Source organism: Rhodococcus sp. P4_C10, from assembly GCF_056402135.1.
This window is the reverse complement of sequence record NZ_JBFUHZ010000009.1, coordinates 1-12,070: the sequence shown is the minus strand read 5'-3', so window position 1 is coordinate 12,070 and position 12,070 is coordinate 1. Positions and strand designations below refer to the sequence as shown.

At 70.4% G+C, this 12,070-nt stretch carries 10 protein-coding genes; 8 read left to right on the top strand and 2 right to left on the bottom strand.

Going from position 1 to position 12,070, the window contains the following annotated elements:
• The first annotated feature begins 13 nt into the window (after window positions 1-13).
• Window positions 14-760 carry a pentapeptide repeat-containing protein gene (locus tag AC1DWC_RS07300; protein WP_477906794.1) on the top strand — a complete coding sequence of 249 codons (747 nt, stop codon included), beginning with the start codon at window positions 14-16 and terminating at the stop codon, window positions 758-760.
• A gap of 72 nt (window positions 761-832) precedes the next feature.
• Here AC1DWC_RS07300 and AC1DWC_RS07295 read toward each other — a convergent pair whose 3' ends face one another.
• Together AC1DWC_RS07295 and AC1DWC_RS07290 are read right to left on the bottom strand one after the other, a co-directional pair.
• The gene (locus AC1DWC_RS07295) at window positions 833-1,057 is read right to left on the bottom strand and encodes a hypothetical protein (protein WP_072846650.1); all 225 of its coding nucleotides are present in this window, start codon (window positions 1,055-1,057) and stop codon (window positions 833-835) included.
• Window positions 1,058-1,210: 153 nt separating this feature from the next.
• On the bottom strand, window positions 1,211-3,700 hold the full coding sequence (locus AC1DWC_RS07290; protein ID WP_477906793.1) for a winged helix-turn-helix domain-containing protein: 2,490 nt from the start codon (window positions 3,698-3,700) through the stop codon (window positions 1,211-1,213).
• A 500-nt stretch (window positions 3,701-4,200) separates the two neighbouring features.
• Here AC1DWC_RS07290 and AC1DWC_RS07285 point away from each other — a divergent pair, with 500 nt between their 5' ends.
• The 7 genes from AC1DWC_RS07285 to AC1DWC_RS07255 all read left to right on the top strand — a co-directional run.
• Window positions 4,201-6,294, top strand: coding sequence for a DHA2 family efflux MFS transporter permease subunit (locus AC1DWC_RS07285; protein WP_477906792.1), 2,094 nt, complete (start codon window positions 4,201-4,203; stop codon window positions 6,292-6,294).
• A complete protein-coding gene (locus AC1DWC_RS07280) occupies window positions 6,287-6,802 on the top strand; it encodes a GtrA family protein (RefSeq protein ID WP_477906791.1) in 516 nt (171 codons plus the stop codon). The genes AC1DWC_RS07285 and AC1DWC_RS07280 overlap by 8 nt, the downstream gene beginning before the upstream one ends.
• Before the next feature lie 76 nt (window positions 6,803-6,878).
• Window positions 6,879-7,982 (top strand): LLM class flavin-dependent oxidoreductase, encoded by a 1,104-nt coding sequence (locus AC1DWC_RS07275; protein WP_477906790.1) that lies wholly within the window; start codon window positions 6,879-6,881, stop codon window positions 7,980-7,982.
• Window positions 7,979-8,599: an FMN reductase gene (locus AC1DWC_RS07270; protein ID WP_477906789.1), complete on the top strand. Its 621-nt coding sequence runs from the start codon at window positions 7,979-7,981 to the stop codon at window positions 8,597-8,599. The genes AC1DWC_RS07275 and AC1DWC_RS07270 overlap by 4 nt, the downstream gene beginning before the upstream one ends.
• 204 nt (window positions 8,600-8,803) lie before the next feature.
• On the top strand, window positions 8,804-8,980 hold the full coding sequence (locus tag AC1DWC_RS07265; RefSeq protein WP_477906788.1) for a hypothetical protein: 177 nt from the start codon (window positions 8,804-8,806) through the stop codon (window positions 8,978-8,980).
• Window positions 8,981-9,048: 68 nt separating this feature from the next.
• Window positions 9,049-10,734 (top strand): SulP family inorganic anion transporter, encoded by a 1,686-nt coding sequence (locus tag AC1DWC_RS07260; RefSeq protein ID WP_477906787.1) that lies wholly within the window; start codon window positions 9,049-9,051, stop codon window positions 10,732-10,734.
• A gap of 128 nt (window positions 10,735-10,862) precedes the next feature.
• Window positions 10,863-12,070 (top strand): DUF222 domain-containing protein (locus AC1DWC_RS07255; protein WP_477906786.1); only part of this gene is annotated, 1,208 nt, incomplete at its 3' end.

Here is a 12,070-nt window from a genome sequence, read left to right as displayed (position 1 = left end):
AAGAGAGATGTGCATGTCGGCATTCGTGAACGGCCCCGCCCGGGCCGCAGTCGATCTTCGACGAGCTTCCGTCCGGGGCGGTCTGGTGCGCCGAGGTGCCGCAGTCCTCGCCGGTACCGGGATCGCGCTCGCGGGCCTGGCCGTGCTGGCCCCCGTCGCGAGCGCGGACACCACGATCAACGGCTGTGTCATCGTCTCGAAGCCCACCGTCGACAAGTTCACCGACTGCGCGGCCGCAAATCTCGCCGGCGCGGCGCTGGAGAAGATGGACCTGTCCTTCGCGAACCTGGCCGGTGCGAACCTGACCGGGACGAACCTCGCGGACTCGAACCTCTCCGGGGCCAACCTCGCCGCGGCCAACATGTCGCTCGCCCTGTTCACCAACGCGAATCTGGCCAAGGCGAACCTGACCAACGCCTATGCGCCCGACGCGAACTTCGACCACGCGGACCTGCGTGAGGCGAATCTCAAGGGCGCCCGGTTCTCCGGCGCCAGCCTGATCGGCGCGGACCTGGCAGGCGCGCTCGATCAGAATCTGGCCGGCGCCGTGACCAAGGAGGGGGAGGCACCCGCCGACAACGGCAGCGCCGGCAGCGCCACGCTGCCGGCCGTCACCCCGGACACCCCGCTGTTCGGCTCGGCGTTCGCCGGCTCGACCAACATCAGTGGCGAAGGCACCGGCAACGAGTACGTTCCGCCGCCCGCGCCCATGATCGGTTCGGCCGTCACCGGTTCCACCAACATCAGCGGTGTCGGCTAGGAACCACCAGATCCAGGACTGTGCGCGATCGACACCCAACTTCGGTGTCGGTCGCGCACAGTCGTTTCGGGGTCAGTCCGGAAGTCGTCGCATCTCGACGACGGTGATGCCCAGCGCGTCGAAGCGGGCGAGCATGCCGCGCAGCTGGGTGTCGTTGTCGATCGGGCCGTACAACGTCGTGTAGGCGTGCGGTGTCGCGGACACCTCGAGCTCGGGGAAGGCGGCGAGGGCACGTTCGGACAGCTCGCCCCGCAGGAGGAACTCGTAGCGGACCCGGGAGTACGGGGGATGTGCCACCGACGCGACCTCCTCGGTGTGGTGTTCGGCGGGCCGACCGGGATGCGCAGGCCGACGCAATCCAGTGTTGCGGGGCCGGGCGTGATCCGCCTCACCCTCGGGTGGTGAGACCGCCCGGTACGTGGCCGGAACCGCCCGCCTGCGCCGCCGTGCTCACAGCAGACCGCGGTTCCGGGCCGCGGTGATGGCGTCCCGACGGGTCCGCACTCCCAGCTTGCGGTAGACCCCCCTCAGGTGGGTCTTGACGGTGTTGACCGACACGAACAGGTCGGCTGCGATCTCCTCCGCCGTGCGCCAGGACGGCAGCTCGCGGAGCAGTTCCATCTCACGGGGGGTCAACAGGTCGGACCGGGAGCCGGCGGACTTCGGGATGGCCGACCGGGCGGCCGCGGCGAACTCGTCGTAGACCCCGAAGCGCCCGTGGTGGCGGTCGAGCAGGTCCCGGATCTGGTCACCGGAGTCGAAGAACGGTCTCAGGATGTCGCTCGGCTCCGCGAGCGTCAGGGCCTCGAGCAGCGCCGCGTGGGCCGCGATCGGGTCGTTGCGGTCGTCGGCGAGCGCCGCCTCCATCAGCCAGGCCCGGACCAGGGTGGTGTCGGCGGCGCACGGGACGCTGCCGCTCAGTATCGGGGCGAGGTCGCGGCGGGCCGCGTCGCCGCGTCGGTGGTGCACGGCCATCGACGCGGCCAGGACTGCCAACTCGCCGCAGTCGCCGAGTTCGCGCGCGGCGAGGTCCCCGACCTGGCCGGCCCAGCCGACCTCGCCGACGTGCAGGAACACGCGTTGCAGGGAGGGTGCGAGCAGTGCGGTGACGCCCGGCGGCAGCGGCCGGCCAGGTTCGGGAGCGGCGTTCTCCCGGATGACGCGGGCCAACGCGTGCGGGTCGTCGGAGTTCTCGAAGGCGAACAGCGCCGCCAGGCACGCGGCGGCGCGCGCGATCGCCGGGTCGCTGCAGCCGGCCAGGCCACGGGTCGACTCGGCGCCGAGTCGGCGCATCGGCTCGTCCTCCACTCGCAAGTAGTGACCCCAGGCGGTCACCAGCTGCGCCACGTGGAAGTACAGCGTTCCGGTCAGACCGTTGGTCCGGCCGAAGTCCTCCGCCTGCCGGGCCAGTTCGGTCATCTCGGTGAGCCGGCACCGGAACGCCGCCACGGTCGCGCGGGCGGCGAGGGCCTGCAGGACGACGCCGGACAGGTCGGCGGCGCGGGCGTCGGCCAGTGCGTCGGCGAGGTGCCGGTCGGCGGGCCCGATCCGTCCGAGGTACAGCTCGGCCATTCCTTCCTGGACCCGGGAGAACGCATCGAGCTCGGGATTGCCGGTGGCACCGACCGGTGCCGCCTGCAGGGTCGCGAGGGCGTCCGCGATGCCCCCGCTCTGAACGGCCAACTGCAGACGCAGGGTGTCCTCGAGGACCGCGAGTTCGGAGGCGTCGTCGGTCCGGCGATCCGCCACCCCGAGGTGCGAGGTGGCGGCGGCGTCGTTGCCGCGGTCGAGTTCGGCTGCGGCGCGCAGCAATCGGATGGACGGGGCGGAGCGCACCGACCGCGGCGCGCGGTCGAGCACCCCGATCACCGCCTCGCCGCGTCCCGCGAGGACCAGGTGCAGGCCGCGTTCATCGAGCAGCGTCAGCAGCGCTTCGTCCTGGCCGGCGTGCAACGCGTGCTCGAGCGCGGGCAGGTAGTCGCCGCTGCGGCCGAACCACGCCGCCGCGGTCTGTTCGAGGTCGGTGACCGCGCGGTGACCCTGTCGGCCCACCTCGGCGCGCAGGTACTCGCGCAGCAGCGGGTGGTACCGGTACCAGCCCGGGGACCCGGTGACCCGTTCGACGAGGAAGTTGCTGCGCTCGAGGTGGTCGAGAATGGTTCGGGCGTCGGTGTTTCCGGTCAGCGCCTCGGCCAGTTCGACGGTGAACAGTTCGGGGACCGACGTCTCCACCACGAAGTGGCGGCACGGGTCGGGAAGGCCGTCGAGGATCTCGTTGACCAGGTAATCCGCCACAATCCGGTTGTCCCCGTTGAAGTCGGCGATCATCGCCGCGGGATCATGCTGGCAGGCAAGGGAAATCGCGGCCAGACGTAGGCCCGCTGCCCATCCTTCGGTGCGGTCGCGGATCATCGCGAGTTCGGGTTCGTCCAGGCGGACCCCGTGCTCGGCCAGCATGGTCGTGGTCTCTTCCGCGGTGAATGCCAGTTCGTTGGACGAGAAGTCGTGGACCCGGCCGTCGAGTCGCATCCGGTGCACCGCCAGCGGCGGCGCGAACCGCCCGGCGACGACGGTGCAGAGCGATGCCGGGGCCCACTGGAGAATCTCGTTCACCGCATCGAGGGCCGCCGGTTCGTGCAGCAGGTGCGCGTCGTCGAGGACCATCACGATCGGGTCGCCGAGCGTGCCGAGTGCGCGCGTGAGTTCGCCGGGGTAGTCGCCGTCGGTGACGGGTGGTAGCGGCCGAACCGCGTCCGCCAATGTGGCGTCACCCGAATTCTCCAGTGCGACATGCATAGACGTGCGCAGAGCAATAGGGTCGTTGTCCGATTCCTCCACGGTGAGCCAGGCGACAGCCGGGCCGCCCGGCCGGTCGGCCACCTCGGCGGTCCAGTCGGAGAGCAGCATTGTCTTGCCGGAACCCACTGGGGCGCTGAGCATCACGACCGCACCGGCCGATCGCTCTGTCGGAAGGGCCAGGTCGGAAAGGGTGTCGAGCAGCCGTTGGCGGCGAATCGTCGGATTGGTGTATGACGGTGGGCAAGTTCGTATTCGGCGCGTATCCCAGCTCGTTACAGTCATCTGGCCTCTTCCCCCACGGACGACGTCGCCGGTGCGCATGCACCAACGCACCCCAGTGCGGGCAAGCCGCAACGGGGCCAGTTAAGAGGGAGCGTAACCCTGCTCAAGGTTTTTCGCGTGTCGTTCGAGCACCTACGGGGTGTCGTCAGCGGCCTGTCCACTGCGGCGGACGACGTTCGCCCCACGCCTGCGCGATCGACAGCGGGGCATTCGCCGCGATACGCAGGTCGAGTTCCGGGGGAGGCGGGTTCCGGACGCCGGGCCGTCGCCGGGGAATAAAATACGATACGGTCTCGTCTCTATATTGCGGGTCACGGCAGGACGTCGGCGACCGGCATCACAACTCCGGAAGGCCAGCCATGACCACCACCTCGTCGGCACGCGCGTCCGCCGCGCCCGGCACCGGTGCCCCGAGGCACCTGGGCCTCGCCCTCGTCGTCATCGCCACCGCGCAGCTGATGGTGATCCTCGACAGCACCATCACCAACATCGCGCTGCCCAGCATCCAGGCCGACCTCGGCATCTCCGCGTCCGGACTGGCCTGGGTGGTGAACTCGTACGTGCTGGCCTTCGGTGGCCTGTTGCTGCTGGGCGGCCGGTCGGGTGACCTGTTCGGCCGCCGCCGGATGTTCCGGATCGGTATCGCCGTGTTCACCCTCGCGTCGCTGCTCGGCGGGCTGGCGCCCGATGCCGAACTGCTGATCGCGGCACGGGTGCTGCAGGGCGTCGGCGCGGCGATCGCAGCGCCGACCGCGCTCTCACTTATCGCGACGACCTTCCCCGAGGGCGGGTCCCGAAACAAGGCGATGGGCGTGTACGCGGCCATGTCCGGCATCGGCTCGACCCTCGGCCTGCTGCTCGGCGGCCTGCTCACCGACTACCTGGACTGGCGGTGGATCTTCTTCGTCAACGTCCCGATCGGCGTCGCGCTGCTCGTCGGCACCCGGATCCTGCCCGTCGGTGACCGCATGACCGGCCGCCTCGACGTGCCCGGCGCGATCACCGGCACCCTGGGCCTGGTCAGCCTCGTATACGCGATCACCCGCGGCGGCGAGTCCGGCTGGACCGACTCGGTCACGTTGGCGCTGTTCGCGGCCGCCGCCGCGCTCCTCGTCGCCTTCCTGGTGATCCAGACCCGCTCGGACCACCCGATGATGCCGCTGCGCCTGCTCGAGGACCGCAACCGGTCCGGCTCCTACGTCACCATGGTGGTGGTCGGCGCCGCGATGTTCGCGATGTTCTACTTCCTCTCGCTCTACCTGCAGCAGGTGCTCGGGTTCTCGCCGATGCAGACCGGACTCGCGTACCTGCCGTTCAGCCTCGGCATGGGCTTCGGCGCGGCGATGGGATCGAAGCTCGCGGGCAAGGTCCCGGCCCGGTTGCTGGCCGGCCCGGGCCTGGTGCTTGCCGCGGCGGGCCTGGTGTGGTTCGCGTTCCTCGGGCCGGACTCGTCGTACTGGACGCACCTGCTGCCGGCGATGTTCGTCACCGCGCTCGGCCTCGGCGTCACCTTCCTGCCGATGACCCTCGGCGCGGTGTCCGGGGTGACCGACGGCGACGCGGGCATCGCGTCGGCGCTGCTGAGCACCGCCCAGCAGATCGGCGGTGCGATGGGGCTCGCGCTGCTCTCGACGGTGGCCACCACCACCGCGAACGGGGTGCTTGCCGACGCGGACAAGGAGTACTTCCGGGCGCTGGGCACCGGCGACGAGTCCCTGCTCGCGCAGGCGTCCAACGCCCTGACCGAGGGATTCACCGCCGCGTTCGCCGTGGCCGCGGTGCTGCTGGTGGTGGGCCTGGTGGTCGGGGCGGGGGCCGCRGGGCCGCCGCACCTGGATTGGAGGACATCGGTGTCATCGCTGTCGAAGGCCGGCCGTCCGCGTAGCGCGGACCTCGACCGTGCGCTCCTCGTCGCCACCCAGGACCTGCTCGCCGAGGTCGGGTACGACCGAATGTCCATCGAAACCGTCGCCGCCCGGTGCGGCGCGGGCAAGGCCACCGTCTACCGCCGCTGGGCGGGCAAGAGCGAACTGGTCGCCGACGCGGTCGCGCAGTTGCACGGCGCGTACCCGGAGCCGGACACCGGCACGCTGCGCGGCGACCTGGTGCTGATGGCGTCGACCTGGCTCGACCCGGACTCCCGCCGCGACGCGGTGGTCGCGGGTCTGCTCACCGCGATGGCTCACGACGCCGGACTGCGTGAGGCGGTCCGGGTCGCGGTGTCGGTGCCGCACGAGGCGGTCTTCGCCGCCGTCGTCGACCGGGCGGTGGCGCGCGGCGAGGTCCCGGCCGGCCGCGACATCGACCTGATCGGCACCGTGTTCCCGGCCGTCACCTTCCACCACCTGACCGTGCTCGCCGCCCCGGTGGACAAGGAGCTGGTGGAACGGATCGTCGACGGCGTGATGGTGCCGGCGCTGACCTGGCGCGAGCCGGCCCGGGCACATGAGTGAGGTCATCGGGCGCGACGGCCCCGGACCGGAGGTGGGAGACGCGGCGGTCGACGAATCCGACGCCGCGACCTACCACTGGCTCCGGGGGCGGCCCCGGCGCTGCCGGCTCCGGGGTGAGGGCGCCGCGGCGCAGTTCGCGCGCTTCGTCCTGGTCGGAGGGTCGAGCAACATCGTGTACGCGGCGCTCTTCCTGATGCTGCGCGGTCAGGGGTCGCTGATCGCCAACGTCGGAGGCGTCGCGGTCAGCACCGTGCTGGCCAACGAGCTGCACCGCCGGCTCACCTTCAACGCCGCGGAGCGGGTGGACTGGCTGTCGGCGCAGTGGGAGGCCGGCGGCCTCGCCCTGGTGGGGTTGGCCGTCAGCTCGACCGCGCTGGCGCTGCTCGATCTCTGGTTTCCGTCGGCGCCCGGCGTCGTCCAGGCGATCCTCGTCATCGCGGTCAGCGCGCTCGTGGGCGTGCTCCGGTTCCTGGCGCTGCGTGGCTGGGTCTTTTCCGTCGCACGCTGATCCGGGCCGCGGGAATATGCCGGGGTACCCTCTGGTTCTGCCATATAATTGAATCGTCAACTAAATTGGAGTGAGCATGCAGTTCGGGATCTTCACGGTCGGCGACGTCACGACGGACCCGACCACGGGGCGTACGCCCACCGAGGCGGAGCGGATCAAGGCGATGGTCGCCATCGCGCAGAAGGCCGAGGAGGTGGGCCTGGACGTGTTCGCCAGCGGCGAGCATCACAACCCGCCGTTCGTGCCGTCCTCGCCGACCACGATGCTCGGCTACATCGCCGCCAGCACCGAGCGGATCATCCTGTCGACGTCGACGACCCTGATCACGACGAACGACCCGGTGAAGATCGCGGAGGACTTCGCGATGCTGCAGCACCTCGCGGACGGTCGCGTCGACCTGATGCTCGGCCGTGGCAACACCGGTCCGGTCTACCCCTGGTTCGGCCAGGACATCCGGCAGGGCATCCCGCTGGCGATCGAGAACTACGGACTGCTGCACCGGCTCTGGCGTGAGGACGTCGTCGACTGGGAGGGCAACTTCCGTACCCCGCTGCAGTCCTTCACCGCGACGCCGCGGCCGCTGGACGGGGTGGCGCCGTTCGTCTGGCACGGCTCGATCCGCAGCCCCGAGATCGCCGAGCAGGCCGCCTACTACGGCGACGGCTTCTTCGCCAACCACATCTTCTGGCCGAAGGAGCACTTCAAGCGCCTGATCGACCTCTACCGCCGCCGGTACGAGCACTACGGCCACGGCTCGGCCGACCAGGCGATCGTCGGGCTCGGCGGGCAGGTGTTCATGGCCAAGAACTCGCAGGACGCGGTCAGGCAGTTCCGGCCGTACTTCGACAATGCGCCGGTGTACGGCCACGGGCCGTCGCTGGAGGAGTTCACCGAGCAGACCCCGCTGACCGTGGGGAGCCCGCAGGAGGTCATCGACAAGACCCTGACCTTCCGCGAGACCTTCGGCGACTACCAGCGTCAGCTGTTCCTGGTCGACCACGCGGGCCTGCCGCTCAAGACGGTGCTCGAGCAGCTCGACCTGCTGGGCGAGGAGGTCGTCCCAGTGCTGCGCAAGGAACTCGACGCGCTGCGTCCGGCACACGTCCCGGACGGTCCGACGCACGGTGCGCGGGTCGCGGCGGCACGGTCCGGCGCGGAGTCGGCGGCGGTGCGGTCGTGACCGCGCGCCGGATCGCCGTCGTCGCGGCCGGGCTCGGCCAGCCCTCGTCCACCCGGTTGCTCGCGGACCAGCTCGCGGCCGCCGCCACCCGGGCCCTCGCCGAGTTCGGCGAGGGCGCCGAGGGGGAGGTCGTCGAGCTGCGGGACCACGCCCACGACCTGATGAACAACCTGCTCACGGGATTCCCGAGCGCTGACCTGAAGCGGGCGATCGACGCGGTGGTCGGCGCGGACGGGCTGATCGTGGTCACGCCGATCTTCAACGCGTCGTACAGCGGGCTGTTCAAGTCGTTCTTCGACGTGCTCGAGCCCGGCGTGCTGGACGGCAAGCCGGTGCTGATCGGCGCGACGGCCGGCACCGCCCGGCACTCGCTCGTGATCGAGCACGCCGTCCGCCCGATGTTCGCCTACCTGCGCGCGGCGGCGGTGCCCACCGGCGTCTTCGCCGCGTCGGAGGACTGGGGCGCGAGCGGGTCGGGGAGCGGGCTCGCCGGCCGGATCGAGCGCGCGGCGGGCGAACTCGCCGACGCGATCGTCGGGCGCGCGAACCGCGGGCCGGTGGACCCGTTCGACGACCCGGTGCCGTTCGAGCAGCTGCTGGCGCAGCAGGTCCGCTAGCGCCGCGGGAGCGGTGGTCGGGAATGCCCGGCCACCGCTTGGCCCAGTGTGATCGAGATCCACGGGCTCGGAGCGGGATTCACCGGCGCGCTGCAACGGTCCGAACTGACGGTCGCGAACTTCGTCTGGCAGTGAACTGCGACTTCTACTGCAACACCCTCACGCTGCACCACACCGTCGAGGACCGGCGGATGTTCCCCGACGATGCTGCGGACCTTCCCCGAACTCGGGCCGGTAATCGAGCGGTTGCACGCCGAGCACGAGGACGTCATGGGGCTGGTCGCGGCGCCAGCCGAGCATCTGCGCGCGCACCTCGAATTCGAGGAGTCCTCGCTGTTCCCGTACTTCCGCCGGATGGACACCGACTGGCACTACGACTGATGCCGACGGCGACCGCATCATCCTTGTGAGGTGATGCCGCGGCGGGCGCGAACGTCCACGATGGGGTCGTGGAAAGTGCGCGCAAGCGATGGCTCCTGTTCGCGTCCCTGCAGGGATACGACCGAAAATGGCTGCGCCCGGACGTGGTCGCGGGTCTCACCGTGTGGGCGGTGCTGGTGCCGGAATCGCTTGCCTACGCCACGATCGCCGGGGTCACCCCCGTCGTCGGTCTCTACGCCGCGGTCCCGGCGCTGGTGCTGTACGCGGCGGCGGGCAGTTCCCGGCACCTGGTGGTCGGCCCCATGTCGGCGACCGCAGCCCTGTCCGCGGCGATCATCGCGCCGGTCGCCGGTGCCGACGGCGGCCACTACCTGACGCTGACCGCGGTGCTCGCCATCATGACCGGCGTGATGGGTCTGCTCGCGGGGCTGTGCCGGCTCGGCTTCGCGGCGTCGTTCATCTCCGAGCCGGTGCTCAAGGGCTTCATCGTCGGCCTGGCGCTGACCATCATCGTCGGGCAGGTGCCGAAGCTGTTCGGGATCGAGAAGTCCGAGGGGGACTTCTTCGAGCAGGCCTGGGGTGCGATCAGGAACCTCGGCGACACGCAGTGGCCCACGCTGGTGGTGGGGGCGCTCAGCCTGGCGCTGGTTCTGTTGCTCAAGCGGTGGCTACCCCTGGTCCCGGGCTCGCTGGTGGTGGTGCTGCTGAGCATCGCGGCGGTGAGCGTGTTCTCGCTGGACCAGCACGGCGTCGAGATCGTCGGGCACATCGAGTCCGGGCTGCCGTCCATCGGACTCCCGGAGGGCCGCAGCTGGCACGACTACTACGACCTGGCCGGTCCCGCGATCGGCGTGTTGCTGATCGGCTTCGCCGAAGGGCTCGGCGCCGCGAAAACGTATGCCGCCAAGGCCGGATACGAGGTGGATCCCAACCGCGAACTGCTCGGGCTCGGCGCCGCGAACCTCGGTTCCGGTCTGAGCTCCGGCATGGTGGTCAACGGGAGCCTGTCGAAGACCGCGGTCAACGGGTCGGCCGGGGCGAAGACCCAGCTCAGCGGTCTCGTGGTGGCGGTCCTGACGATCGTGACCCTGCTGTTCCTGACGGGCCTGTTCGAGCAGTTGCCGGAGGCGACGCTCGCGGCCGTCGTGATCGCGGCGGTGATCGAGCTGGTCGACTTCGCGGGACTGCGCCGGCTGTACCGGATCTGGACGGAACGGCTCGGCAGCATCTACGGTTTCGCGGCCAGAGCCGACTTCGGCGCCGCGATCGCCGCGATGTTCGGCGTGCTGCTCTTCGACACCCTTCCCGGGCTGGTCATCGGCATCGGGGTGTCCATGCTGTTGCTGCTCTACCGCGCCTCGCGCCCGCACGTGGCCACGCTCGGTAGGGAGGGCGCGCTGTGGGTCGACACCGATCGGCACCCGGAATCGACTGTCCGCCCGGACATCGTGGTGGTTCGGGTGGAGGCCGGACTGTTCTTCGCCAACGCCGATCACGTCCGCGCCAGCGTCGAGGAGATGTGCACCGACGCGACCAGGGTGGTCGTACTCGATGCGGAGACCTCGCCCAGCATCGACGTGAGCGCCGCGGAGATGCTGGTGCAGCTGCAGACGACGTTGCGGCGCAGTGGAATCGACCTGCGAATCGCGCACGACATCGGACAGGTGCGTGACGTTCTCGACGATGCCACGCGGACCGGCGAGCGTCTCGCGATATTTGCGACCGTCGACGAGGCGCTGGCCGATCGGGTCTAGGGACCATGCGCTCCGCGCCTGTGCGCACTTCTGGTTGCCACAGCTACCAAAAGCGCGCACAGGCCGCAGGCTGTTTACCAGGCGAAACATCATTGTGATCGAATGTGCGTGCGAGTAGAATTCGATGTATGAAACTCGGCGCCATGCTCACCGACCCCGCCGGGGTCGAGGCATGGCGACTCGACGAAACCGAGCTCGCCTCGGCGGTGCCGGAGCTGGTTCAGGACATGCGCAGACGCGACGCGCTCCTCGTCCGACTCGTGCACGAGGCAGACCAGCGCTGCCTGCCCGAACACGCCGGCGCCGCCGACACCACCGCCTGGCTCGCCGGCGCCACGCGGATGCACCGCGCCCACGCCGCGCAAATCGTCCGCCTCTCCCGCGAGCTGCCCCTGCACCCGCAGGTGGCCGACGTTCTGAACGACGGACGGATCGAACTCGCCCACGTCCAGGTGATCGTCAACTTCCTCGACCGACTCGCGAAACTCACCCGCGACTTCGACATCGACCCGGCACCCGACGGAACCGACTGGGAGCACCCCGACCCCGACAGCGGCCGTGCCGACGACTGCGAGGCCTACCTGCTCATCGCCGCCCGCGTCGAGGACCCCACACAGTTGCGCAAGCGGGCCCGCGAGATGGAGATCTTCTTCGAACGCGACAGCGACCTCCCCTCCGACGCCGAGAATCCCGAGCTCAACGAGTTCCACGCCTCCAGCACCCTCGGAGGTCGGGTGCTCGTGAAGGGCAGCTTCGACGCCGAGTCCGGCGAGGCCCTGCAGACCGCCCTCTCCGGACTGTCGAAGCCGCACCCGASCRCCGACGACGACGGCCACCCGATCCGGGACGACCGCTCCGCAGCCARGCGCCGCGCCGACGCCCTCGAACAGATCATCCGCGGGCATCTCGACGCGGCTCGCGGCCCGATGGAGGGTGGGGAACGCCCGCACGTCACGGTCACCATCGATGTCGACGCACTCAAGGACGCGGTGGCGGCGACGGCGGCGGCGATACCTGCGACCGGCGCCTGGGGCGGCGACGGCTGGGACTACCACTCCGACAACGCARCCGGTCCCGTCGGCGAGCGCACCGGTTGCACCAGCCCCGCCGGTTTCAGGCCACCCCGCCGGTACCGGCGAGGCCGGCACGCCAGCATGCCCTGGGCCGGCCCGATCTCCGCGGCCGTCGCGGCCCGCATCTCCTGCGACGCGYMGRTCACCGCGATCTTCGTCGACCGGGGCGGCAACCCTCTCGACGTGGGCCGMACCACCCGCGTCATCTCCCCGAAACTACGGAAGGCGTTGGTGGCCAGGGACTGCGGCTGCGCGTTCCCCGG